The sequence below is a fragment of the Paraburkholderia sp. SUR17 genome (assembly GCF_029536165.1).
Lineage (GTDB): Bacteria > Pseudomonadota > Gammaproteobacteria > Burkholderiales > Burkholderiaceae > Paraburkholderia > Paraburkholderia kururiensis.
The window spans coordinates 3,083,207-3,106,196 of sequence record NZ_CP120508.1 but is presented as its reverse complement, the minus strand read 5'-3'; the positions used below and the strand labels follow the sequence as shown (position 1 = coordinate 3,106,196).

23 protein-coding genes are annotated in these 22,990 nt (G+C 65.5%); 10 read left to right on the top strand and 13 right to left on the bottom strand.

Going from position 1 to position 22,990, the window contains the following annotated elements:
- The first annotated feature begins 77 nt into the window (after positions 1-77).
- The 5 genes from P2869_RS13770 to P2869_RS13750 all read left to right on the top strand — a co-directional run bounded on the left by P2869_RS13770 (position 78) and on the right by P2869_RS13750 (position 4,619).
- A complete protein-coding gene (locus P2869_RS13770; protein WP_277596772.1) occupies positions 78-704 on the top strand; it encodes a hypothetical protein in 627 nt (208 codons plus the stop codon).
- 216 nt (positions 705-920) lie between these two features.
- Complete coding sequence (locus tag P2869_RS13765; RefSeq protein WP_017776787.1) at positions 921-1,871, top strand: branched-chain amino acid ABC transporter permease; 951 nt, start codon at positions 921-923, stop codon at positions 1,869-1,871.
- Positions 1,872-1,895: 24 nt separating this feature from the next.
- Positions 1,896-3,065, top strand: coding sequence for an ABC transporter ATP-binding protein (locus P2869_RS13760; RefSeq protein WP_017776786.1), 1,170 nt, complete (start codon positions 1,896-1,898; stop codon positions 3,063-3,065).
- 61 nt (positions 3,066-3,126) lie between these two features.
- Positions 3,127-3,903, top strand: coding sequence for an ABC transporter ATP-binding protein (locus P2869_RS13755; protein WP_017776785.1), 777 nt, complete (start codon positions 3,127-3,129; stop codon positions 3,901-3,903).
- Positions 3,903-4,619, top strand: coding sequence for an ABC transporter ATP-binding protein (locus P2869_RS13750; protein ID WP_026121845.1), 717 nt, complete (start codon positions 3,903-3,905; stop codon positions 4,617-4,619). Before P2869_RS13755 ends, P2869_RS13750 begins: the two co-directional genes overlap by 1 nt.
- Positions 4,620-4,809: 190 nt before the next feature.
- Here the strand turns inward: P2869_RS13750 and P2869_RS13745 are convergent, their stop codons facing one another.
- From P2869_RS13745 to P2869_RS13735, 3 genes are all read right to left on the bottom strand, one after another.
- Positions 4,810-5,292: a GNAT family acetyltransferase gene (locus tag P2869_RS13745; RefSeq protein WP_277596771.1), complete on the bottom strand. Its 483-nt coding sequence runs from the start codon at positions 5,290-5,292 to the stop codon at positions 4,810-4,812.
- Between the two features lie 8 nt (positions 5,293-5,300).
- On the bottom strand, positions 5,301-6,485 hold the full coding sequence (locus P2869_RS13740; protein ID WP_126877922.1) for an acetylornithine transaminase: 1,185 nt from the start codon (positions 6,483-6,485) through the stop codon (positions 5,301-5,303).
- Positions 6,486-6,792: 307 nt separating this feature from the next.
- On the bottom strand, positions 6,793-7,824 hold the full coding sequence (locus P2869_RS13735; RefSeq protein WP_126877923.1) for a CDP-6-deoxy-delta-3,4-glucoseen reductase: 1,032 nt from the start codon (positions 7,822-7,824) through the stop codon (positions 6,793-6,795).
- 66 nt (positions 7,825-7,890) lie between these two features.
- Between P2869_RS13735 and P2869_RS13730 the strand changes: the two genes are divergently transcribed.
- Positions 7,891-8,973: an NAD-dependent epimerase/dehydratase family protein gene (locus tag P2869_RS13730; RefSeq protein ID WP_277598147.1), complete on the top strand. Its 1,083-nt coding sequence runs from the start codon at positions 7,891-7,893 to the stop codon at positions 8,971-8,973.
- Positions 8,974-9,058: 85 nt separating this feature from the next.
- On the opposite strand, the gene P2869_RS13725 is transcribed toward P2869_RS13730, so the two are convergent.
- Together P2869_RS13725 and P2869_RS13720 are read right to left on the bottom strand one after the other, a co-directional pair.
- Positions 9,059-9,247, bottom strand: a complete 189-nt coding sequence (locus tag P2869_RS13725) for a hypothetical protein (protein WP_017776779.1) — start codon at positions 9,245-9,247, stop codon at positions 9,059-9,061.
- A gap of 157 nt (positions 9,248-9,404) precedes the next feature.
- Complete coding sequence (locus P2869_RS13720; protein WP_277596770.1) at positions 9,405-10,109, bottom strand: 16S rRNA pseudouridine(516) synthase; 705 nt, start codon at positions 10,107-10,109, stop codon at positions 9,405-9,407.
- 515 nt (positions 10,110-10,624) lie between these two features.
- Here P2869_RS13720 and P2869_RS13715 point away from each other — a divergent pair.
- Positions 10,625-11,902, top strand: coding sequence for an MFS transporter (locus P2869_RS13715; protein ID WP_277596769.1), 1,278 nt, complete (start codon positions 10,625-10,627; stop codon positions 11,900-11,902).
- Here the strand turns inward: P2869_RS13715 and P2869_RS13710 are convergent, their stop codons facing one another.
- Complete coding sequence (locus tag P2869_RS13710) at positions 11,903-12,985, bottom strand: tartrate dehydrogenase (RefSeq protein ID WP_277596768.1); 1,083 nt, start codon at positions 12,983-12,985, stop codon at positions 11,903-11,905.
- 136 nt (positions 12,986-13,121) lie between these two features.
- Here P2869_RS13710 and P2869_RS13705 point away from each other — a divergent pair, with 136 nt between their 5' ends.
- Positions 13,122-14,072 carry a LysR substrate-binding domain-containing protein gene (locus tag P2869_RS13705; RefSeq protein WP_277596767.1) on the top strand — a complete coding sequence of 317 codons (951 nt, stop codon included), beginning with the start codon at positions 13,122-13,124 and terminating at the stop codon, positions 14,070-14,072.
- Here P2869_RS13705 and P2869_RS13700 read toward each other — a convergent pair.
- The 7 genes from P2869_RS13700 to hyfB are packed head-to-tail and all read right to left on the bottom strand — an operon-like array spanning position 14,053 to position 21,657.
- Positions 14,053-14,385: a hypothetical protein gene (locus P2869_RS13700; RefSeq protein WP_277596766.1), complete on the bottom strand. Its 333-nt coding sequence runs from the start codon at positions 14,383-14,385 to the stop codon at positions 14,053-14,055. The genes P2869_RS13705 and P2869_RS13700 overlap by 20 nt on opposite strands.
- Positions 14,382-14,984, bottom strand: coding sequence for an NADH-quinone oxidoreductase subunit B family protein (locus P2869_RS13695; RefSeq protein WP_277596765.1), 603 nt, complete (start codon positions 14,982-14,984; stop codon positions 14,382-14,384). Before P2869_RS13695 ends, P2869_RS13700 begins: the two co-directional genes overlap by 4 nt.
- Complete coding sequence (locus P2869_RS13690; RefSeq protein WP_277598146.1) at positions 14,984-16,573, bottom strand: NADH-quinone oxidoreductase subunit C; 1,590 nt, start codon at positions 16,571-16,573, stop codon at positions 14,984-14,986. The genes P2869_RS13695 and P2869_RS13690 overlap by 1 nt, the downstream gene beginning before the upstream one ends.
- Before the next feature lie 2 nt (positions 16,574-16,575).
- Positions 16,576-18,039 (bottom strand): hydrogenase 4 subunit F, encoded by a 1,464-nt coding sequence (locus P2869_RS13685; RefSeq protein WP_277596764.1) that lies wholly within the window; start codon positions 18,037-18,039, stop codon positions 16,576-16,578.
- Entirely contained in the window at positions 18,032-18,700 is a 669-nt protein-coding gene (locus P2869_RS13680) for a formate hydrogenlyase (RefSeq protein WP_017774442.1), read from the bottom strand. Before P2869_RS13680 ends, P2869_RS13685 begins: the two co-directional genes overlap by 8 nt.
- On the bottom strand, positions 18,701-19,651 hold the full coding sequence (locus P2869_RS13675) for an NADH-quinone oxidoreductase subunit H (RefSeq protein WP_017774443.1): 951 nt from the start codon (positions 19,649-19,651) through the stop codon (positions 18,701-18,703). It abuts the gene before it with no gap.
- A complete protein-coding gene (gene hyfB / locus P2869_RS13670) occupies positions 19,648-21,657 on the bottom strand; it encodes a hydrogenase 4 subunit B (protein ID WP_277596763.1) in 2,010 nt (669 codons plus the stop codon). The genes P2869_RS13675 and hyfB overlap by 4 nt, the downstream gene beginning before the upstream one ends.
- A gap of 326 nt (positions 21,658-21,983) precedes the next feature.
- On the opposite strand from hyfB, the gene P2869_RS13665 reads away from it, so the two are divergent.
- Positions 21,984-22,481, top strand: a complete 498-nt coding sequence (locus P2869_RS13665) for a hypothetical protein (protein ID WP_017774445.1) — start codon at positions 21,984-21,986, stop codon at positions 22,479-22,481.
- A gap of 91 nt (positions 22,482-22,572) precedes the next feature.
- Positions 22,573-22,866: an HPr family phosphocarrier protein gene (locus tag P2869_RS13660; RefSeq protein ID WP_017774446.1), complete on the top strand. Its 294-nt coding sequence runs from the start codon at positions 22,573-22,575 to the stop codon at positions 22,864-22,866.
- Positions 22,867-22,990: the final 124 nt, after the last annotated feature.

Sequence of the window (22,990 nt, the reverse complement as noted above, 5' to 3'; positions counted from 1 at the left end):
GGAGTTACAATGCGCGCGTTCTGAAGGCCTGGCGGTCTGTGGACCACGGATTTTGCAAGGCGCAGGAGACCTGTTTGATGCGAGTCGAGTTTGCTTACGCCGTGTCCATTGCGGCCGCAGTCGTGAGGTTTGCGACCGGCAGCAACAATAGTGATGACGTGGCGGGCAAGGGCGCAATGAGCGCAACCGCGGCGCCGGTAGACGGAATGACCGTTGGAACGACCGTTGTCGTACCCAGTCGCGCAGCGGCGCCGTTTCGCGATGGCGTCCATGAAGGCCCGGATAACGAAAGCAGTGCGCAAATGGCCGTTCGCGGCGTTGGCGCGCGCGATATCAGGATCGGTGGCCACGGGGATCGGCTCATTCGGAATACACGCTTCGCCGCACTTCGTTTGTCGAGTGGCATACATGTTGCTGTGACTTCGTCCTCGCGCGCGGGCTTGCCGCAATTGCAGGCGGTGCGTCTGGCAGCGAACGATGCGGCGTCCGCAGAGCGGGCCATCCTCAGGAATACCACGAGCGTTCCGCGCGACACGGCAATGTTGCGCGAGACGAGTGCAGCCGTAGAGCAGATGGCCGCGCGTGTTGCCGTACCTTCGACCGCGCGTCTGGCGCATGACAGGGTGCGGACAGACAGCAGCGTCTTCGCGCTTGACGACTTCAAGGGCAGCGGTCAAGCCGTCCTCGGCGTCGCGAAGCTGTAAAGGATTTGTTGAACCGACGGCACCGAACCATCGGACGGTGCCGTTTTTGCATCCGCCGGTCGCGGATCGCTGTTGCCGGCAACGCGTGTGCCGGTGGCGGGTTGGCCTCGACCGGTTTTTTTATCAGTACCCGAGAGTGCAGTTGCGGTTCCGTGACCCATCGCCCACCGGCGCATGAAGATCGCGAATCCGGTCGCACGGGCTAAGGAGTATTAAATGGATATTTTCATCCAGCAGATCCTGAACGGACTGGTGCTTGGTAGCGTCTACGCCATCATCGCACTGGGCTACACGATGGTTTACGGGATTCTGGGCATCATCAACTTCGCTCACGGCGATGTGCTGATGGTGGGGGCAATGGTCGCGCTGTCTGCGATCGGCGTGCTGCAGAATCACTTCCCGGGTCTCGGCAACGTGCCCACACTCATCATTGCGCTCGCTATTGCCGCGGTCGTTTGCGCGGTGGTGGGCTACACGATCGAACGCGTGGCCTACCGGCCGTTGCGCCGGGCGCCACGGCTAGCCCCGCTGATCACCGCCATCGGCGTCTCGATTCTCCTGCAGACCCTCGCGATGATGATCTGGTCGCGCAATCCCCTCGCTTTCCCGCAGTTGCTTCCCACCGATCCCATCAACGTGATCAAGGCCACGGACACCACGCCGGGCGCCGTGATTTCGATGACTGAAATCGTGATCATCGTGGTCGCCTTCCTCGTGATGGGCGGTCTGCTGCTGCTCGTGCACAAGACCAAGCTGGGCCGCGCGATGCGCGCCATCGCCGAGAACCCCGGCGTCGCGAGCCTGATGGGCGTGAACCCGAACTTCGTGATTTCGGCCACCTTCATGATCGGCTCGGCGCTCGCCGCTCTGGCCGGCGTGATGATCGCGTCCGAGTACGGCAACGCGCACTTCTATATGGGCTTCATCCCCGGCATGAAGGCCTTTACCGCAGCGGTGCTGGGCGGTATCGGCAACCTGACGGGCGCCATGGTCGGCGGCGTGGTGCTCGGTCTCATCGAGCAGTTGGGTGCGGGCTACATCGGCAATCTGACCGGTGGCGTGTTCGGCAGTAACTATCAGGACGTGTTCGCATTCATCGTGCTGATCGTGGTGCTCGTGTTCCGTCCGTCGGGTCTCCTCGGCGAGCGTGTTGCGGATCGTGCCTGATCCGGGTTCTGAGGAGAGAAACAAATGACTTCAATTCAACCGATCGAGCCGTCCACGACGCTCATCCCCGAGAAGAACGCGACGAAGACCCTGCTGGTCGGCGTCGTCACCGCGGTACTCGTGATTGCTGCGCCGATGATCATCGGCGCAGCCGGCGGCAACTACTGGGTGCGCGTGCTCGACTTCGCGATGCTGTACGTCATGCTCGCGCTGGGCCTGAACGTGGTGGTGGGCTTTGCGGGCCTGCTGGACCTGGGCTACATCGCTTTCTATGCCGTCGGCGCGTACACCGCGGCACTGCTGTCGTCGCCGCACCTGACGACGCAGTTCGAATGGATCGCCCGTCTGGCGCCTGCCGGCCTGCACACACCGATCTGGCTCATCGTGCCGATTGCCATGGCGCTCGCCGCGATCTTCGGCATTCTGCTCGGTGCGCCGACGCTGCGTCTGCGAGGCGACTATCTCGCCATCGTGACGCTCGGTTTTGGTGAAATCGTGCGGATCTTCATGAACAACCTCGACCGTCCGGTGAACATCACCAACGGTCCGCAGGGCATCACGGGTATCGATCCGGTGAAGGTCGGCGGCTTCAGTCTCCAGCAGACCCATACGTTTTTCGGCTTCTCGTTCCCGTCCGTGTACATGTACTACTACCTGTTCGTGCTGTGCGCGCTGCTCGTGATCTGGGTGTGTACCCGGTTGCAGCACTCGCGTATTGGCCGTGCATGGGCCGCGATCCGCGAAGACGAAATTGCCGCCAAGGCGATGGGTATCAACACGCGTAACGTGAAGCTGCTCGCGTTCGCAATGGGCGCGTCGTTTGGCGGCCTTTCCGGCGCGATGTTCGGCGCGTTCCAGGGCTTCGTGTCGCCCGAGTCGTTCACGTTCTGGGAATCGGTCGTGGTGCTGGCCTGCGTGGTGCTGGGCGGTATGGGCCACATTCCGGGCGTGATTCTCGGCGCCGTGCTGCTCGCCGTGTTCCCCGAATTCCTGCGCTCGACCATGGGTCCGCTGCAGAACGCCGTGTTCGGCCACGAAATCGTCGATACCGAAGTGATCCGTCAGCTGCTGTACGGCCTCGCCATGGTGCTGATCATGCTGTACCGCTCGGAAGGCCTGTGGCCCGCGCCGAAGCACGAAGACAAGATCGCAAGACTGGCGAAGCGCAACGGCAAGAAGCCGGTGCGCGCGTAAAGGCATGGGACCCGCGTAAGCGCTGGAACGTGAACGCGGGTCGACACAGGAGCACGACAACATGAGCAACAAGAGCATTCGACTCTCGGTGAAGGGCGTCAACAAGCGCTTCGGCGGTCTGCAGGCGCTTTCCGACGTCGGCCTGCAGATCGAGGAAGGCCAGATCTACGGACTGATCGGCCCGAACGGGGCAGGCAAGACCACCTTCTTCAACGTGATTACGGGGCTGTACACGCCCGATTCGGGCGAGTTCAAGCTGGACGGCCAGACCTACACGCCGACCGCGGTTCACCAGGTGGCCCAGGCCGGTATCGCCCGGACGTTCCAGAACATTCGCCTGTTCGGCGGTATGACGGCGCTCGAGAACGTGATGGTGGGCCGCCATGTGCGCACGAAGCACGGGCTGATCGGCGCCGTGCTTCAGACGCCGGCCGAGCGCAGGGAAGAGCGCGAGATCAAGGAGCGCGCTATCGAGCTGCTCGAGTACGTGGGTATCGCGCAGTACGCAGACTACACGTCGCGCAATCTCTCGTACGGCCACCAGCGGCGCCTCGAAATCGCGCGTGCGCTCGCGACCGATCCGAAGCTGCTTGCACTCGACGAACCGGCCGCAGGCATGAACGCGACGGAGAAGGTGGAACTCACGCGGCTGCTGGACAAGATCCGTTCGGACGGCAGGACGATTCTGCTGATCGAACACGACGTGAAGCTGGTGATGGGCCTGTGTAACCGGATGACAGTGCTCGACTACGGCAAGGTGATCGCCGAGGGTCTGCCGCAAGACGTGCAGAAGGACCCGAAGGTGATCGAGGCATATCTGGGCGCGGGGGTTCACTGATGGCTACGCCAATGCTGAAAATCAAGGGATTGCAGGTTAACTACGGCGGCATTCAGGCCGTGAAGGGTGTGGACCTGGAAGTGGGGCAGGGCGAGCTCGTCACGCTGATCGGCGCGAACGGCGCGGGCAAGACGACGACCATGAAGGCGATCACGGGCCTCAAGCCTTACTCGGCCGGCGACATCGAGTACCTGGGTCAGTCGATCAAGGGTATGCCGGCGCACGAGCTGCTCAAGCGCGGCCTCGCGATGGTGCCGGAAGGCCGCGGCATCTTCGCGCGCATGACGATCATCGAGAACATGCAGATGGGCGCGTACCTGCGCAGCGACACGGACGGCATCAAGAAGGACGTCGAGCGCATGTTCGGCTTCTTCCCGCGCCTGAAGGAACGGTCGACGCAGCTTGCGGGCACGCTCTCGGGCGGCGAGCAGCAGATGCTTGCAATGGCGCGCGCGATCATCAGCAAGCCGAAGCTGTTGTTGCTCGACGAACCGTCGATGGGTCTCTCGCCGATCATGGTGGAGAAGATCTTCGAAGTGGTGCGGGAAATTTCGAAGGAGGGCATCACGGTGCTGCTCGTCGAACAGAACGCCCGCCTCGCGCTGCAGGCCGCGAACCGCGGCTACGTGATGGACTCCGGTACGGTGACGATGTCGGGCGACGCGAAGCAGATGCTCAACGATCCGAAGGTGCGCGCGGCGTATCTGGGCGAGTAATGGAGTAACGTGCGCTGACGGACCTGATGGCGTTGCCGTGAGCGGCGCCATCGGCTGCAATAACCGTCGGTCAGAAGACAAAGGCCGCATGCGTTTGCAAACGCATGCGGCCTTTTCTATTGGCGCGAGCAATAGCGAGAGCGCCCGGATCGAAGCGACGCGACTAAAGCCCCCGCCGCCCGCAGAAAGACTAATCCGCCGTCTGCGTCACCGCTTCAGCCTGCGGCGCCGACGCACCCAGCCGTTTGCCAAGGCTGATCACCGCATCGCTGCCGTAGCCCAGTGCTTCGTAGAAGCGCAGTACGTCGGGCTTGCTTTCCAGCACCTGCAGATTCACCTTCGGACAACCCAGCGCCGCCAGTGCCTGTTCGGCATGCGCCACGAGCCGCGTGCCGATACCGTGCCGGCGCAGGTCCTTCGGAACCGCGAGCGAGTAGAGCCAACCGCGGTGTCCGTCGTAGCCGGCCATCACCGTGCCCGCGAGCCGCGCGTCGAGCGTCGCGACGAAGAACAGTTCGGGCTGCGTCGCGAGCTTGTTCGCGATGGACAGGCGCGGGTCGCGTTGCGGCCGGCTCGTGTCGCCATACTCGGGAAACGCCTGCTGCCACAGCGCGATCACGGCTTCTGTGTCCGCGACTTCGAAGCGGCGCATGACGAGCGTCGTGTCTGTCATGGCGGCCTTTACAGCGAATCGAGTACCGAGCGCAGCATCGCCATCATCTGGTCGATCTCTTCGATCGTCACGTTGAGCGCCGGCATGAAGCGCAGCAGATTCGGGCGCGCCGCGTTGAGCAGCAGGCCGTCGGGCTGCATGACGCGTGCCTTCTCGACGATCTGGTTGCCGATGTCCTTGCCCAGCAGCAGCGCACGCAGCAAGCCTTCGCCGCGCTCGCCTTCGAATCCGCGTTCGGCCGACAGTTCGAGCAGCTTCGCGCGCAGGTACTCGCCGCGGGCGCGCACGCCTTCGAGGAAGCCCGGCGCCACGAGTTGCGAGATCACCGAATGGCCCACTGCCGTCATCAGCGGATTACCGTTGTACGTGCCGCCCTGGTCGCCGGCTTCGAACACGGCAATCTCTTTCTTCGAGAGCAGCGCCGCGAGCGGAACGCCACCGCCAATGCCCTTGCCGAGCGTCATGATGTCCGGTTCGACGCCGGAAAGTTCGTAGGCGAACAGCGTGCCGGCGCGGCCGCAGCCGCTTTGCACTTCATCGACGATCAGCAGGATGCCGTGCTTCTTCGTGAGCTCGCGCAGTTGCTGCATGAATTCGCGCGTAGCCGGAATCACGCCGCCTTCGCCCTGAATGGGTTCGAGCATCACGGCCACGGTCTTGTTGCCGATCAGCTTCTCGACGGACTCGATGTCGTTCAGCTCGGCTTTCGGGAAGCCCGGCACCTGGGGTGCGTAGATGGTGTCCCAACCCGCCTTGCCGCTCGCCGACATGGTGGCGAGCGTGCGGCCGTGGAAGCTGTGATTGAACGTGATGATCTCGTAGGCGCCGTCGCGAAATTTCTTGCCCCACTTGCGCGCGAGCTTGATGGCGCCTTCGTTGGCTTCCGCGCCGCTGTTGGCGAAGAAGACCTTGTCGAAGCAGCTGTGTTCGGTGAGCAGCGCGGCGAGCTTCGCCATCGGCTCGTTATAGAAGGCCGGCGACGGATTGATCAACAGGCGCGCCTGCTTCTCGAGCGCTTCGATCATGCCGTCGTTGCAGTGGCCGAGGCTGTTCACGGCCCAGCCCTGAATGAAATCGAGGTAGCGCTTGCCTTCGTTGTCGTAGATCCACGACCCCTTGCCATGCGTGAAAACGATTTCGGGCCGGTTGGTGATGTACATCAGCGACTCGATCGGGTACTCGGTGAATTTCATGGCGACAGGCTCCGGCAAGACGGGCTAGAAGGTTGAAAAAGGGAGCGGAAAAAACAAAAAGCCACGGAGGTCCGTGGCTTTCATGATTCGAACAGCTTGCGCGTGGTGCAGCGTGTAGCGCGCGAGTCCGTGACGTAGCCAGGCCCCCACTATGGGTGCAGAGCGCGGCGACGTCGGAGTTCGGACAGGATGCGGTTCATGCGCGAAAGAATACGACAACGCGAACGCCGGTGTAAACCATGAATTTCGCACGGCGGGCACTTTTTTGCGGCTTGGCCCGCCGTGTTCGATTCGCGGGAAAACGCGCTTAAACGGGGTTGGCCAGGTCGGCCGCGCTCGTGAACGAATCCGCGTAGAACTCATCGGCCGGCAGCCCGTGGTGCTGCGTGAAGTCGCGCTGCGCCGATTCCACCATCACCGGTGCGCCGCACGCGTACACCTGGTAGCCCGACAAGTCTGGCAGGTCTTCGATGACGGCGCGATGAACGAAGCCCGTGCGCCCGGTCCAGCCGTCCGCCGCGTCGGGCTCCGAGAGCACCGGCACGAAACGGAAGTTGGGAATGTCCTTCGCCCATTGCTCGGCCAGCTCCATCAGGTACAGGTCTTTGCGCTGGCGCGCGCCCCAGTAGAGCGTCATCGGGCGTCCGATGTTCTTGAACGCCGCATGCTCGACGATGGCCTTGATGGGCGCAAAGCCGGTGCCCGAGGCGAGCAGCACGATGGGCTTGTCGGATTCCTCGCGCAGGAAGAACGTGCCAAGCGGGGCCTCGAAGCGCAGGATGTCGCGCTCTTTCATGGCGCCGAACACGTGGTCGGTGAACTTGCCACCGGGCATGTGGCGGATATGCAGCTCGATCGGGCCTTCCTCGTGCGGCGCCGTGGCCATCGAGTAGCTGCGACGCGAGCCGTCCTTCAGCACGAACTCCAGGTACTGGCCCGCGAGGTACTGCAGGCGCTCGTTCGCGGGCAACTGCAGCTTCAGCACGACGACGTCGTCGGCCTTGCGTTCGATCGACATCACGCGGCACGGCAGTTTGCGCACTTGAATGTCGCCCACGCCGGCGACTTCGCGCACGTCGATTTCGAGGTCGGTCTGCGCGGTCGCGCAGCAGAAGAGCGCCATGCCGCGCGTGCGCTCGTCGTTGGAGAGCGCCGACGACGAATGCGCGCCCTGTTCGATCTGCCCCGATACCACCGTGCCCTTGCACGAACCGCATGCGCCGTTCTTGCAGCCATAGGGCAGCCCGATGCCCTGACGCAGGGCGGCGGTGAGCACGGGCTCGTCGGGTTCCACCTGGAACTGACGGCCGCTTTGTTTGAGCGTTACATTGAATGCCATATACGAAGAGAACGAAGAGTCGGAAACCTGTGAGCGCCGCGCATGACGGCTAGAATTGCGTCCACCATGATCGCGACACGAACCTTGCGCCGGCCGCGCGTGCTGATTGTCGGCTGTGGCGACGTCGGCTTGCGCTGCGTCGCGCGCGTCTTGCCCCGCTCGCGCGTCTTTGCGCTGACGAGCCACGCCGCACGCGCCGGCGAACTGCGCGCGGCCGGCACGATTCCGCTGGTCGGCGACCTCGACGTGCGAACGAGCCTCGCACGCCTTGCCGGACTCGCACCTGTCGTGCTGCACCTCGCGCCACCCCCGAAGACAGGGGACGCCGATACCCGCACACGTGCCCTGTTAGCCGCGCTTGCCGCGCCGCGTCGACAGCCGGCACGGTATCGGCAGCGTGCGCAGTTTCGGGGGCGTGGGTGCACTGGCGGCCTTGTGGACCGCTTCGCAACGCTTGCGGCTCCCGCCACTCGCTTCGCAATCGGCGTGCCGCGCGGCAAGGCGCCTATTGTACCCGAGGGGGTGGGCCGCGCCGCCGCCCGTCCGGGCTCTCGCGCCCCGGTTCGCCTCGTGTATGCAAGTACCACAGGCGTGTACGGCGACTGCGGCGGCGCGCGCATCGACGAGACGCGCGCCGTGCACCCTGCGAATGCGCGCGCCATGCGGCGCGTTTCGGCGGAACAGCAACTGCGTGCGGCGACTGCACGCGGCGCGGTGCGGGCCACCATCGCACGCATTCCCGGCATCTACGCGGCGACCCGCCTGCCGCTCGCGCGGCTGGGAAAGGGCACGCCCGCCTTGATCGATGCCGACGACGTCTACACCAACCACATTCACGCCGACGACCTCGCCACCATTCTCGTGCGCATGGCGACGCACGGCCGACCGGGCCGCGCCGTGCATGCGAGCGACGACAGCGAACTGAAGATGGGCGAGTATTTCGATCGAGTGGCCGACGCCTTCGGTCTTGCGCGTCCGCCGCGCGTGTCCCGCACCGAGGCCGAGAAGACGCTCGACTCCACGCTGCTTTCCTTCATGCGCGAGTCGCGCCGGCTTTCGAACCGGCGCCTCAAGCGCGAGCTGGGCGTCCGGCTACGCTATCCGCACGTGGACGACTTCCTGCACGCAGTCGCTACCGCGCGCAAGTGAGTTGGGCGTTAGTGAATCGGGCGTGGCCAATGCACGCGTGGCGACTTTGTGCGGCACGCAGCGCGCGGTGCAGGCGCGCGGACGTTCAGGTGAACGAAGGCAGTGTTTCAAGCAGAACGAAGCACAGCAAGGCGCCGATCAATGCGCCAATCAGGTTGGGCCGATACTGATGACGCGCATGCATGGCTGCCAGCAGCGTCCCGATCAGAATCGCTGCCATGCAGACAAACGCAATCATCATGTATGAAATCTTGAACGTGTCGTAGATGACCATGGCACGTCTCCCTTGGCGGTTTGTCGTCGTTCTGTAACCCAGTATAGGGCGCGATGTGGCGCGGGGCATGCGGCAACGCAACACATGGAGCCCGTTCCAAGGGACGTTGTGTGCGCCGTCGAACAGAGCCGCGCATCGTGCTGAACGGTCGCGGGGTTTACCCCTTGCGCAGCGCCGCGAGATCGGCGTCGTCGAGCCATTGCCAGGCGCCGGCCGCAAGCCCCGCAGGCAGCGCCCATCCGCCGATCCGCTCACGATGCAGCGCCTCCACGCGATTGCCCGCCGCGGCCACCATGCGCTTGACCTGGTGGTACTTGCCTTCGAGCACCGTGAGTACGAGTTCGTGGCGGCTGCGTGCTTCGGCGGCCACGGCCGCTATCGGCTTCGCCTCGCCGTGCAGTAGCACGCCGTTGCGCAATGCCTGAAGCTGCGCGTCGTCGATGGCGTGGCGCGTCGTCGCCACGTAGACCTTCGGCACCTTGCGCTTCGGGGAGGTGAATGCGTGAACGAACTGGCCGTCGTCGGAGAGCAGCAGCAGGCCGGTGGTGTCCTGATCGAGTCGGCCCACGGACTGTACGCCCCGCGTCGCGAACTGCGGCGGCAGCAGATGAAACACGCTGAGATGATGCTGCGGGTCGCGTGAACACTCGTATCCGGCGGGCTTGTTGAGCGCGATGTACACGTGCTCGCGCCATGGCCAGGTCGCGCCGTCGACGCTGAATACCAGCGCGGTGGTATCGAACGGTGCATCGGGATCGGTGCATGCGACGCCGCCGATGGTCACGCGCCCGTCTGCAACGAGCGCGCGGCATTGACGGCGCGAGCCGAAGCCTTGAGTGAAGAGAATGCTTTCGAGGTCCATGAAGTGCGCGAAGCCACAAAGTCGCCGAGTCGCCAGGTGGCGAGGCCGTTGTTCAACCGGCAGCCCGGCGCATTTTAACCGGCGCTCCCCATCGGGCCTGAAGCAGCACGCTCTACCTGCGTTCCGGCACCTCGCGCTCCCGCTACGCGCTACTGCACACTCGTCCGGCGCTCCCCGAAGCGCCACCGCCCGAGCCGCGCGCCGCGCGTCTTCCCGAGCAGTTGTCCCCCATCTCGCACGGCTCTCGAAACCCGTGGCGCCCGGCTTGTGCGTCGGGTATGTGCGAACGCCCACGGCGTGGTGCTCGAAAGCCGCGGCCGTGATTCGCAGCGACTGCCGGATGACCGTGTCGCTCGTGGCCGAAATCGCCTCGCGTTGGGTGGAGAACGGCGAGATCGACCGGCTGTGTTCGATGCAGCGCGCACCCGGCGCGCCGCCAATGAGACCGCAAGAACCGGAGCGCGTCCCACGGCCTCACCGGCGACGATGAACCCATCGTCAACCGGAGGCCATCCATGCCATTCCGTCTCTTCAGCGCTTCATCGCGGCGTACCGCTTCGGTCAGTGCCGCCCGTCCCGCGTTCGGCGCGGCCTTCAATCGCCTTGCGTGGTCCAATCTCTTCGCGCAATCGGCGGAGCAGATCAGCCTTGCCGCGGCACCGCTCGTCGCTGTGTTCGCGCTCGATGCCTCCGCAAGCGACACCGGTTTGCTGCAGACCGCGCAGACGCTGCCGTTCCTGCTGCTTTCCATTCCGCTCGGCGTCTGGGCCGACCGTCATTCGCGCCGCACGCTGATGACCGTGGCCGAAGCCGTGCGCGTCGCGGCACTCGTGGCGGTGCTGGCGCTCGTCTACACGCATGCACTCTCGCTGCCGCTACTGATGCTGCTCGGTTTTCTCGGCGCCACGGGCACGGTGGCGTACGGCGTGGCGGCGCCCGCGCTCGTGCCGTGGCTCGTGGCGCGCGAACAGCTGGCGGCGGCCAACGGACGCGTGGAGCTGGCCCGCAGCGTCGCGTACTCGGCGGGACCGGCGTTGGGCGGCCTGCTCGTGGGATGGATCGGCGCGGGCTGGGCGTATGGCGTAGCGGCCGGCCTATCGGCGCTCACGGTGGCGTTGCTTGCGCGGTTGCGCGAGCCGCCGCGCGCCGCGTCGGCGCATCGGCATTTCCTGCACGAGTTGCGCGAGGGCGCCCGCTTCGTCGCGCGCGATGCCTTGTTGCGGCCCATGCTTGCTACCGCCGTGTTCTTCAACGTGGGCTTCTTCACGCTGCAGGCCGTCTACGTGCCTTATGCGGTGCACCGGCTCGGGCTGGGTGCGTCGGCGGTCGGCGTGACGCTCGGCGCCTATGGCGTGGGCATGGTGTGCGGCGCGCTTGCGGCGCCTGCTGTGGCGCGAGCACTCGCGTTCGGCCGCATGCTCGTGATCGGGCCGCTCTGTGGGCTGGCCGCTTCGCTCGTCATGGTGGCCACGCTCGCCGTGCCGTCGTTTCTGCTCGCCACGCTGAGCTTCTTCCTGCTGGGCGTGGGGCCGATCCTGTGGGTGGTCGGCTCCACCACGCTGCGTCAGGCCATTACGCCGGGCGGCATGATGGCGCGCGTGTCGGCCATCAACGCGACGGCGACGCAGGGGGCGCGTCCGCTCGGGGCGCTGCTGGGCGCCGCGATCAGCGCGCACTTCGGGATGGACGCCTGCCTCGTGGCCGCCGCCGCGGCATTCGCCGTGCAGGCCGCCATCATCGTCGTTTCGCCCGCAGCGCGGCTTCAGGGCGTGCCCGAAGCGGCCGCGGTCTGATTACAGCCGCTCGGCGACCGCTTCGCCGAGCGCGCTCGTGGATGCCTCGCCGCCCATGTCGCGCGTATGCGGACCGTGCTTGAGCACCTCCGAGATCGCCGCGACGATGGCGTCGTGCGCCTCGTGCTCGGCGCCGCTCGCGTTGCCGAGGAAGTCGAGCATCATCGCCGCGGACCAGATCATCGCGATCGGGTTCGCAATGTATTGGCCCGCGATGTCGGGCGCGGAGCCGTGCACCGGTTCGAACAGCGAAGGAAAGCGCCGCTCGGGGTTCAGGTTCGCGGACGGCGCAATGCCGATGGTGCCCGTGCAGGCGGGGCCCAGGTCGGAGAGGATGTCACCGAACAGGTTGGTTGCCACCACCACGTCGAAGCGTTGCGGCTGCAGCACGAAGCGCGCGCAGAGAATGTCGATGTGCTGCTTGTCCCATGTGATGTCGGGATAGCGGGCCGCCATCTCGGCTGCGCGTTCGTCCCACCACGGCATGCTGATCGCAATGCCGTTGCTCTTCGTGGCCACCGTCACGTGGTGCCGCTCGCGCCGCTGCGCGAGATCGAAGGCGAACTTCAGCACGCGCTCGGAGCCCACGCGCGTGAAGACGGACTGCTGCACGACGAACTCGCGCTCGGTGCCCTCGAACATCGTGCCGCCCACGGCCGAGTACTCGCCCTCGGTGTTCTCGCGCACGATATAGAAGTCGATGTTCTTCGCGTTGTGTGCCGCGAGCGGCGAGCGCACGCCTTCGAATGTGCGCGCGGGACGCAGGTTCACGTACTGGTCGAACTCGCGGCGGAACTTGAGGAGCGAGCCCCACAACGAGATATGATCCGGCACGGTGGCGGGCCAGCCGACGGCGCCGAACAGAACCGCGTCCACGCCTTCGAGCTGCGCCTTCCAGTCGTCGGGCATCATCTGACCGGTCTTCGCGTAGTAGTCGCAACTGGCCCACTCGATGTGGCGGAAGTCGAACCGGATGCCGAAGCGCCGCGACACGGCGTCGAGTACGCGCAGCGCTTCAGGCATGACTTCGCGGCCGATGCCGTCGCCGGGAATGACTGCAATGCGATGGATTTTGTCTGTCATGTCGTACGCTCTCGGGGTGGTGCCGCCTGATCGGGACGAGTCGCCCGGCGATGCGGCATCGGCGGGCACCTGCACATTCTAGGCAGGCAGGCGGTGCTGTGCAGCCTCCGGCCGGTTAACCCACTTTCCACGAAACGTGAATAAAACGCCGAATCTCAACGATCTGCGCGTGTTCCGCGCGGTGGCGCGCCACGCCGGCTTCAGCGCGGCGGCAGCGGAGCTGGCCATGTCGCCCGCGTTCGTCAGCAAGCGCGTGGCGGTGCTCGAAGCCGAACTCGGTACGCGCCTTCTGCATCGCTCCACGCGACGCGTGGCGTTGACCGAAGCCGGCGAACGCGTGCTGGCATGGGCCCAGAAGATTCTCGACGACGTCGATCATCTGGTGGACGAGGTCTCCACCGCGCGGCGCGTGCCGCGCGGCACGCTGCGGGTGTCGAGCAGCTTCGGGTTCGGGCGGCATGTCGTGGCGCCCGCTGTGGCGCGGCTCTCGGCGCAGTATCCGCAACTCAACGTGCGGCTCGAACTGTTCGACCGGCTCGTGGACGTGGCCGCCGAAGGGTTCGACATCGACATTCGCGTGGGCGACGAGATCGCGCCGCATCTCATCGCGACGCGCCTCGCGTCGAATCATCGCGTACTGTGCGCGTCGCCGGCCTATCTTGCGCGCCGCGGCGCGCCTGCCGAAGTCGCGGACCTGAGAACGCACGCCTGCCTGCCGATCAAGGAGCGCGACCATCCGCTCGGCGTGTGGCGCTTGACGGTGAACGGTGTGCCGACCACGGTGAAAGTGGACGGGCCGCTTTCCACGAATCACGGCGAGATTGCGGTGCAGTGGGCGCTGGCCGGCTACGGCATCGTGCTGCGCTCCATCTGGGACGTCGCGCCGCTCATCGCAAGCGGCGCGCTGGTGCAGGTGCTGCCCGAGGCGATTCAGCCCGCGAATATCTGGGCGGTTTATCCCGAGCGGCGCGCCGGGCTCGCGAAGGTGCGCGCCTGCGTCGATCTGCTCGCGCAGGAATTCAGCGAGTGGGACAAAGGAGACAAGGACGAGAAGACGGTGTCGCCCGTCAAAGGCGTTCGGCGTTGACAAGCGCCTCAAGCTTCGCGCGTTCCTGCTGCACGTCGCCGTTCTGCTGCGGCCAGTCGAGCGCGATGCCGTCGTCGAGCGACTTGCGCACGAGCGACGAGTAATCCCATTTGCTCAACTGGCCCGACTTCATGGCGTCCGCCACGTCGTGCCGGAGTTCAGGCGGAAAGGCGGGCCAGGCGAGCGAGAGCGATGCGTACTGCCGTGCATCGATTTCAGCCGAGGAACGCGGCCAGACCCATATCACGACCGCCACGAGGGCGAGGAACGGCACGAACGTGTAACGCAGGACAAACTTGACGGGCTGCTTCATTCGGAAAGCGTGGTGGAGGAAGTGGACTTCGTGTCTTGCGCCGCGGTGCTCGCGCGCAACGCGGCCAGAATGCCTTTGAGCAGATCGGCGGGCGTGGGCGGGCAGCCGGGGATGCTGACATCGACGGGAAGCAGGGTCGACAGCGGGCCGCTCACGGCGTAGCTGCCTTTGAAGACGCCGCCGGTGCAGGCGCAGTCGCCCGCGGCTACGACGAGCTTGGGGGCCGGCGTGGCTTCATAGGCCTCGCGGACGGCTTCCCTCATGTTCAGCGTGAGCGGCCCGGTGACGAGCAGCATGTCCGCATGGCGCGGGCTCGCCACGAATCGGATGCCGAGGCCTTCGATGTTGTAGTACGGGTTGTTGAGCGCGTGGATCTCCAGTTCGCAGCCGTTGCACGAACCACCATCGATCTGGCGGATGCACAGCGCGCGGCCCAGTACGTCGAGAATGGCTTGCTGGAGCGCGGCCTGTGCGGCGTCTTCTGCGCCCTGCGTGCCCGGACCCGAGCTTGAGCCGGGTTGGCGCCACGCGTCCTCGGGCTCCGGCGCGGGCTCTGTCGGCGTGCCGGTTCGCGCGATCTGTTTGAGCAGTTGCCACATTACAGGTCGTGCCCCGCGTAGTTGAGGTTGAACGATTTGTTGATCAACGGAAAGTCGGGAACGATGTTGCCGATGATCGCGTGCTCAAGCGCGGGCCAGTTCTGCCACGACGGATCGTGGCAATGGCAGCGCGCAATCGTGCCGTCCGGGCCTGTTTCGAGTGCCACGAGCACGTCGCCGCGCCAGCCTTCCACCCAGCCGAGTCCGCGCGAAGGCGCGCGGGTCACGTCCACGGGCGCGGCGATTTGGCCTGTCGCGGCAGCCTCGCCCGCGAGCCCCTCCAGTCCTTCAAGCAACACGCGGATCAGCCGCAGCGACTCGCTCACTTCGTTGAAGCGCACCGCGACGCGGGCGGCGACGTCGCCGCGGTCGTCGGTGACGATTCTTGGGGCGAGCGCGTCGTAGGGCGTATGCGGATGGTCGACGCGCACGTCCATTGCCTGGCCGCTCGCACGCGCGGCGAGACCGCAGACGCTGAAGTGCGCCGCGACCGCGGGCGTTAGCCGGCCCGTGGTCGAGAAGCGGTCCTGCAAACCGGACTGCTCGTCGTAGATGCGCTGCATCACGCGAACCTCGCCTTCGATCTGCGCGCACTGCACGACGATGGCGTCGGCGAGCGCGGCTTCGAGGTCGCGCGCCACGCCACCGGGCACGATCTGATCCATGAGATAGCGGTGGCCGAACGCGCGCGCATTCAGGCGCAGCCAGTCTTCCTTGAGGCGCGAGAACTGCGCGAGGCCGAATGCGAAGCCGGCGTCGTTGCCGAGCGCGCCCAGGTCGCCCAGATGGTTCGCCACGCGCTCGCGTTCCAGCAACAGCGCCCGCAGCCATTGGGCGCGCGGAGGAACCGGCACGTCGAGCGCCCGTTCCAGCGCCATGCAGTACGCCCACGAGAACGCCACCGTCGAATCGCCTGCAATGCGCGCGGCAAGCCGGTGTCCTTCGAGCAGGGGCGTGGCCCCGAACAGGCGCTCGATGCCGCGATGCGTGTAGCCGAGCCGCTCTTCGAGCCGCAGCACCTTCTCGCCGACCACCGAGAAGCGGAAGTGCCCCGGCTCGATGGTGCCGGCGTGAATGGGCCCAACAGCGATCTCATGGACGCCATCGCCCGCCACAGGCACGAAGGCGTAATCCGCCTCGTTCGACTCGAATGATTCGCGCCCCGACCATTGGCTCTGCCGCAGCGGATGGTAGTCCGCCGGCCAGTTGCCGTGATTGAGCCAGGGGCGCGTGTCCGCGGCGCCGGCCGCGCTTAGGCCGAGCAGGTCGTGCGCGGCGCGCTGCATGCGCGTGGCGCACGCGAAGATGCCGGACAGGTCGGGATAGGAGGCGCTGTCGGGCGTAGCGCCGTCCAGCGCGAGGCGTACCCACAACAGACCGTCTTCGAGTGCGTAGACGGCGTTAATCGAGAACCGGCCCGGCGCCTCTTCGGCGCCCCAGAGCGAGACTAGCCGGCCACCGCCGTGGCGTACCGTTTGTGCGGTGCGCAGCCATTCGCTCGCATCGGCGTGCGCAATGAATGCAGCGGATCGAGCAGAGAGGGCGTGCAGGCGAACGAGATTGGCAACACCGATGGCATCGATACGCATGCTCACCCCGCAATCATGGCGGCCGCCTGCCGGTACCACTCGGCGAGATACGGCGGCACATAGAGGCCGAGCATGAGCCCGAGGCCCAGATGGACGAACACGGGCAAGAGCGCCGGCCGGTGCTCGAGCACCTTCGCCGTGGTGGTCTCGCCGAACACCATCGACTGCACGCGCGCGAAGATCGCCGCGAAGGCCACCGCGAGCGCGAGTAGCAGGAACGGCGCGGCCCAGGGCAGGCGGGCCATGGTCGTTGTGAGAATCAGGAATTCGCTGGCGAACACGCCGAACGGCGGCATGCCGAGAATGGCGAGCGCGCCGAGCATCAACCCCCATCCCACCACCGGGCTCACGCGCAGCAGACCGCGGATATCGTCCATGATCTGCGTGCCCGTCTTTTGCACGGCGTGTCCCACCGTGAAGAACACTGCGGATTTGATGAGCGAGTGCACCGTCATGTGCAGCAGGCCCGCGAACGTGGCCGCCGGGCCGCCCAAGCCGAACGCGAACGTCATCAGCCCCATGTGTTCGATCGACGAGTACGAGAAGAGGCGCTTCACGTCCCGCTGCCGGAACAGCGCGAACGTGGCGACGAGCACCGAAACCAGCCCGAACCCGATCAGCATGCGGCCCGGCAGACCATTGCCGAGCGCGCCGTCCGCGAGCACCTTGCAGCGCAGGACCGCGTAGAGCGCGACGTTCAGCAGCAAGCCCGAGAGCACGGCCGAGATCGGCGTGGGCCCTTCTGCGTGCGCGTCGGGCAGCCAGTTGTGCATGGGCACGAGACCCACCTTGGTGCCATAGCCGATCAGCAGGAACACGAACGCGAGCGAGACGATGGTGGGGTCGAGGCTTGCCTTGACGGTGTTCAGGCTGCTCCAGAGCAATGCGTCGCTGCCGCCCAGCTGTCGGCTCGCAGCGAGATAGAGCAGGATGGTGCCGAAGAGCGCCTGCGCGATGCCCACGCCGCACAGGATGAAGTACTTCCACGCGGCCTCGAGGCTCGCGGCCGTGCGGTACACGCTCACGAGCAGCACGGTGGCGAGCGTGGCGGCTTCCATCGCGACCCAGAGTATTCCCATGTTGTTCGTGGTGAGTGCGAGCAGCATGGCGAACATGAAGAGCTGATACATGCTGTGGTAGAGCCGCATGCGCGAGGCGGTCATCCTGCCGCGGTCGCGTTCGATGCGCATGTACGGGCGCGAAAAGATCGACGTCGTCCAGCCGACGAAGGCCGTGAGCGCGACGAGGAACACGTTGAGCGGGTCGACGAAGAACAGCTTGCCGAGCGCGAACGACGGCCCGTGCGCGACCGTGAGGGCGGCCAGCAGCATCGCCGCCACGAACGTGAGGAAGCTGAGCGCGACGTTGAGGTCCGGTGCGAACGGCCGCTGCCCGAGCACGGCGAGGCACGCGCCGGCGACGAGCGGCGTGCCGCAGACGGCCATCAGGATCCACGCGTCAATCATCTTTGAGCTTTTCGAGGTGATGGATGTCGAGGCTGTCGAACTGCTCGCGGATCTGGAACATGAAGACGCCCAGAATCAGGATGCCCACGAGCACGTCGAGCCCGATGCCGAGCTCCACGATCATCGGCATGCCGTTGGTGGCCGCGGCTGCCGCGAAGAAGAGTCCGTTCTCCATCGAGAGAAAACCGATCACCTGCGGAATCGCCTTCGAGCGCGTGATCATCATCATGAACGAGAGCAGCACGCAGGCGAGCGCAATGCCGAGCGTGCCGCGCGCCTCGGACGAGGCGAGCTGGCTGATCGGCGTGGCCACGTTGAACGCGACGATCACGAGCACGATGCCGATGAGCAGCGTGGCCGGAATGTTGAGCAGTGGCTCGACGTCCGTCTTCACGTTGAGGCGCTGCACGAGCTTGTAGAGAATCCACGGAATCACGCCGACCTTGAGCACGAGCGTGAGCATGGCGGAGACGTACAGGTGGGCGTCTTCGGCCACGTAGCCGAGCACGACATTCGCGCAGACGAGCGCAAGACCTTGCAGCGTGTAGAGATGAATCAGCGAAAGAATGCGCCGCTGGCTCAGCATCGCGAACGAGAGCAGCAGCAGGATGGCCGCGAGGAAGTTGATGATCTGCGTAGCGAGGCTGTGAGCGCTGTGCATTTACGCCCCCAGCAGGAAGTGAACCAGCATGCCGATCACGGCGAGCAGGAACGCGGTGGCGAGAAACTCGGGCACGCGGAAGATACGCATCTTCGCGTTGCTGGTTTCGATCAGCGCAAGTATGGCGCCGCCCGCCAGCAGCTTCACGGCGAGCGCCGGAATGGCCACGAGCAACGCCAGCGGATTGCCGGCCTCGGCCATGCCCCAGGGCACGAACAGCGCGATGCCGATACACGAATACGCGAATAGCTTGAGGCTTGCCGCCCATTCCATGAGCGCAAGATGGCGGCCCGAGTATTCGAGGATCAGCGCCTCGTGGATCATCGTGAGTTCGAGGTGCGTGGTGGGGTTGTCCACGGGCAGCCGCGCGTTTTCGGCAAGCGAGACCATCGTGAACGCGATGCCCGCGAACGCGAGGCTCGGATAGAGCGCGAGCTCGCGATGGCTGAGCGTGGCGACGATGTGCGTGAGCAGCGTGGACTGCGTGATGAGCGAGGCCGAAAACAGCACCATCAGCAAGGCCGGCTCGGCGAGAAAGCCGACCAGCATCTCGCGCCGTGCGCCCAGCGTGCCGAACGCGGTGCCGATGTCCATGGCGGCGAGCGAGACGGCGACGCGTGCGAGCGCGAAGAGGCCGACGAGCGCGATGGCGTCGGCGGCGGAGGAAAGCGGCAGGTCGGTGGAAAGCGTGGGCACGATGGCGCAGGCGAGCGTCATGGCGCCCCAGATCACATAGGGCGCGCCGCGGAACACGGGGCTCGCGCCGTGCGCAATCACCGACTCCTTGTTGAACAGCTTGTGTAGCATCCGGTAGGGCTGCCAGATGGACGGCGCGCGGCGATTCTGCATCCATGCGCGGCAGATGTTCACCCAGCCCGTGAGCAGCGGCGCGACCGCGAGCGCAACGACGATTTCGAGCGCCTGGGAGAGCAGACCGGAGAACGTGATCATCGTCTCACCAGCATGAGCAGGACAACGAGCACGACGAAGCTGTACAGCAGATAGATCGCGATGCGCCCGGTCTGGAGCCGGCCCGCGAGCGCGGCGACCTGCTTCACGAGCCGTTCGATGGGCAGATACAGCAGCGTCCAGACGCGGTCCGAAACGGTGACGTGATAGGTGGGCTGCGTGTCGAACGGCGAAGGCAACTGCCGCTCGATCTGCATGAGCGGCGCGAAAATTTCGCGGATCGGCTGGCCGAATCCTTCCGCTGTGTCCTGCATGCGCGCATTTGCGAACGGAAAGCCGCAGGCCCACGGAATCGAGCGGCGCAGCCTGCCGTGATAGAAGCGGCGTACGAGCAGCCAGGCAAGGCCGCAGCAGCCGAGGAAGAAGAGCACGAACACTGCGGGCATGTAGCTGGCGCGGCTGGCTTCGGTCGGCACGAGCAGCAGCCAGCCATGCCGGGCCAGCGCCTGGCCGATGCCAGCGCCGACAAGCGCATTCGTGACGCGGTCGATCAAGCCCGCGTACTGTACCGGCAAGAGGCCGAGCAGCACGCAAAGCGCCGCGAGCCAGGCGAAGCCGATGCGTTCCCAGGGGCTCGCGTCATGCGCACGGGCGAGCTTGGCCTCGCGGGGCTGTCCGAGAAAGACGATGCCGAAGAACTTCACCATCGTGTAGCCGCCCAGCGCCGCCACGAGCGCGATCAGCGCCGCGACGATCGGCACGATCATGTTGAGGAACGGGTCGGGCAGGCCGGGCGTGAACAGAAAACTTTGCAGCAGCAGCCATTCGGAGACGAATCCGGAGAGGGGCGGCAAACCCGCGCTGGAGAGGGCGCCCACCAGCGCGGCGAGCGCGGTCCATGGCATGTAGCGGATCAGTCCGCCCAGCCGGCCGAGGTTGCGCTCGCCCGTGGCATGGAGTACCGAGCCGGTCGAGAGGAACAGCAGGCTCTTGAACGCAGCGTGGCTCGCAATCTGATAGAGCAGCGCGGTGAGCGAGAGCGCCGCGAGCGCCGGCATGCCGTACGCCTTGAATAGCACCGTGAGGCCGAGGCTGGCGAACATCAGCCCGATGTTGTCGATGGACGACCAGGCGAGCAGCCGTTTCATGTCGGTCTGGACCGCGCTGAAGACCACGCCGGAGAGCGCCGAGAAGAGCCCGAGCCCCAGCATGACGACGCCCCACCACGCAATCTGCAGATGCAGCAGGTCGAAGACGACGCGCAGCACGCCGTAAAGACCGGCCTTCAGCACGAAGCCGCTCATGAGCGCCGACACCGGCGACGGCGCGGCGGGGTGCGCCTCGGGCAGCCACACGTGCAGCGGGAAGATGCCGGCTTTCGTGCCGAATCCGAACAGCGCGAGTACGAAAGCGAGCGAGGCCCAGAACGGATTCAGGTTCTGCAGCCGCATGTTGGCGAAGGTGTAGTCGCCGGTGCCGGCCTGCAGCAGCCCGAAGCACAGCAGCAGCCCGAGCGCGCCGACGTGCGAAATCAGAAAGTACAGATAGCCCGCGCGACGGATCTCCGGCAACCGGTGATTGCTCATGACGAGGAACGTGGCCGAGAGCGTCATGGCTTCCCACGCCACCATGAAGCAATAGGCGTCGTTGGCGATCAGGACGAACGCCATGCTCGCGAGGCACACGTGATATTCGAAGCAGAGAAGCCCCGGCGGCGTGCCTTCGCCCTTGCGGAAATACCCGCTAGAAAAGGCGCTGATGCCGGCGCTTATCGCGCCCAGCACCATGAGGAAATACGAGGAGAGGGCGTCGAGGCGCACGTGGAACGGCAGGCCCGGCAAGCCGACCGGCAGGATCGCTTCGGCGGGAGCCTGGAACACGCCGGCCGCGCCGATTGCCGCGAGCAACAGACCGATGGCGGCACCGGCGGGAAACAGCATATGAGCAACGATGCCCGTGCGGCGCAGGCTCGCGATACCGAGCGTTGCAACCGCAAGCCACCCTGCAATGACGAGGAGCACGCCATGAAGAAGGGAGGACGGGGCCATCGTGAGTCGTTCTCGTTGAGAAAGCTTATGAGCGCCGGGTGACGGCCGCGCCAGGCTGCGCGTTTTGGCCTGAAATACGGAGAATCATGTGGTTATCACAACATGGTAATGCTGTTAGCATGCTAGCAGCTTTGCCGGGGAGATTCCACAAGGCCGGCCGTGAGGCCGAACGGCCAGGTTGACCTGCGACGTTATGTCCGTTGCGCGATTCATGGTGCACGGCCTCGCGCTATGCTAATTTCATGCACATTCGATGTGTCGCGTTACGGTGAGGAGCAGTTATGTCGCAGTCACAAGCCGGTCCTGGCTTTCCTGAACCTCACTGCATGCCGGACGAGCCGGATGCCGCCAATCCGCAGGCGCTTATCGGCGGCAAGGCAATCGAGGCGTCCGCGCCGCTTATCTCGCTCGACTACACACCGAGGTTCGTCCGTGATCTGACGGGCGAGCATGGGCTCATCGTCGTGGGCATGGGCCGTGCCGCCGAACGGGGCTTCCAGATGCTCTACCGCTTTGCCGGCGCGTGCGGCGGACTTGAGGCGCAAGGCGTCAATGTCGCGTTCGTTTATCCCAAAGAATCGGCGCGGCACGTTTTCGATGCAACGTCTGTTCGTGCGGCGCGCTATCGGGCGAAGCCCGTCCTGTTTCTGGACGCAAGCGGCAAGTTCTTCCTGGAGCCCGTGGAGCCGAGATCGCTGCATGTCGTGCAGCTGGATCGCGAGCTGCAACAGACCAGGGCGGCGCACGTGACGCTGACCGACGACGGCTGGGATGCGAGGCTGCTCGCCTTTTTTGCCGGTGCCAGTGGCAATGGAGCGGTTTGAGGCTGAGGTGTGGCGGCCTGTTGCCGCGGCGACTTCGCAAGTGCCTCGCACGGGCGCAAGGGATCGGTTTGCGCTGACTTATCTATGAGGAATGGTGGTGATGGAAGGGTGGGTTGAGGTGGATCGTCGTTGGGGGCGGCCAGGATATGAGCCGACGACGGTGGCCTGCATTGCCTCTGGCTTCGTGAGCGAGATTGTCTGCTTTGCGAATGGCCGTTTCGTCAACGGCAAGGACGCGATGTCGGTCATGTCGCTGCGGGTGAGGCCCGGCACAGAAGTCCGCATTGTTGCGACAGGCCCAGACGAGGCGGCGGCAGTCCAGGCTGTTTGCGAAGTGCTTGGCCCGCAGCGCGCCGCAGCCGACGTGTATCGACAAACGTGTTGACGCGCGGACGGACGATGAACGGGGCGTGCTGCTCTGTCTCGCTGTCTCTTGCCTTCGCAGCCGACGTTGCCCGGCGAGCGGCGTGTATTATAATTTGATTAACATACGTCAAATTCTTCCTCCG

Excerpts from the sequence above, each read along its gene's own strand:
- P2869_RS13715 (WP_277596769.1), top strand. The coding sequence starts at position 10,625 with ATGCCATTCCGTCTCTTCAGCGCTTCATCGCGGCGTACCGCTTCGGTC.
- P2869_RS13755 (WP_017776785.1), top strand. The coding sequence starts at position 3,127 with ATGAGCAACAAGAGCATTCGACTCTCGGTGAAGGGCGTCAACAAGCGC.
- P2869_RS13750 (WP_026121845.1), top strand. The coding sequence starts at position 3,903 with ATGGCTACGCCAATGCTGAAAATCAAGGGATTGCAGGTTAACTACGGC.
- P2869_RS13680 (WP_017774442.1), bottom strand. The coding sequence starts at position 18,700 with ATGCACAGCGCTCACAGCCTCGCTACGCAGATCATCAACTTCCTCGCG.
- P2869_RS13740 (WP_126877922.1), bottom strand. The coding sequence starts at position 6,485 with ATGAAATTCACCGAGTACCCGATCGAGTCGCTGATGTACATCACCAAC.
- P2869_RS13770 (WP_277596772.1), top strand. The coding sequence starts at position 78 with ATGCGAGTCGAGTTTGCTTACGCCGTGTCCATTGCGGCCGCAGTCGTG.
- P2869_RS13690 (WP_277598146.1), bottom strand. The coding sequence starts at position 16,573 with ATGCGTATCGATGCCATCGGTGTTGCCAATCTCGTTCGCCTGCACGCC.
- P2869_RS13685 (WP_277596764.1), bottom strand. The coding sequence starts at position 18,039 with ATGATTGACGCGTGGATCCTGATGGCCGTCTGCGGCACGCCGCTCGTC.
- P2869_RS13765 (WP_017776787.1), top strand. The coding sequence starts at position 921 with ATGGATATTTTCATCCAGCAGATCCTGAACGGACTGGTGCTTGGTAGC.
- P2869_RS13665 (WP_017774445.1), top strand. The coding sequence starts at position 21,984 with ATGCCGGACGAGCCGGATGCCGCCAATCCGCAGGCGCTTATCGGCGGC.
- P2869_RS13760 (WP_017776786.1), top strand. The coding sequence starts at position 1,896 with ATGACTTCAATTCAACCGATCGAGCCGTCCACGACGCTCATCCCCGAG.
- P2869_RS13735 (WP_126877923.1), bottom strand. The coding sequence starts at position 7,824 with ATGGCATTCAATGTAACGCTCAAACAAAGCGGCCGTCAGTTCCAGGTG.
- P2869_RS13695 (WP_277596765.1), bottom strand. The coding sequence starts at position 14,984 with ATGTGGCAACTGCTCAAACAGATCGCGCGAACCGGCACGCCGACAGAG.
- P2869_RS13745 (WP_277596771.1), bottom strand. The coding sequence starts at position 5,292 with ATGACAGACACGACGCTCGTCATGCGCCGCTTCGAAGTCGCGGACACA.
- P2869_RS13720 (WP_277596770.1), bottom strand. The coding sequence starts at position 10,109 with ATGGACCTCGAAAGCATTCTCTTCACTCAAGGCTTCGGCTCGCGCCGT.
- P2869_RS13660 (WP_017774446.1), top strand. The coding sequence starts at position 22,573 with ATGGTGGTGATGGAAGGGTGGGTTGAGGTGGATCGTCGTTGGGGGCGG.
- P2869_RS13725 (WP_017776779.1), bottom strand. The coding sequence starts at position 9,247 with ATGGTCATCTACGACACGTTCAAGATTTCATACATGATGATTGCGTTT.
- hyfB (WP_277596763.1), bottom strand. The coding sequence starts at position 21,657 with ATGGCCCCGTCCTCCCTTCTTCATGGCGTGCTCCTCGTCATTGCAGGG.
- P2869_RS13675 (WP_017774443.1), bottom strand. The coding sequence starts at position 19,651 with ATGATCACGTTCTCCGGTCTGCTCTCCCAGGCGCTCGAAATCGTCGTT.
- P2869_RS13700 (WP_277596766.1), bottom strand. The coding sequence starts at position 14,385 with ATGAAGCAGCCCGTCAAGTTTGTCCTGCGTTACACGTTCGTGCCGTTC.
- P2869_RS13730 (WP_277598147.1), top strand. The coding sequence starts at position 7,891 with ATGATCGCGACACGAACCTTGCGCCGGCCGCGCGTGCTGATTGTCGGC.
- P2869_RS13710 (WP_277596768.1), bottom strand. The coding sequence starts at position 12,985 with ATGACAGACAAAATCCATCGCATTGCAGTCATTCCCGGCGACGGCATC.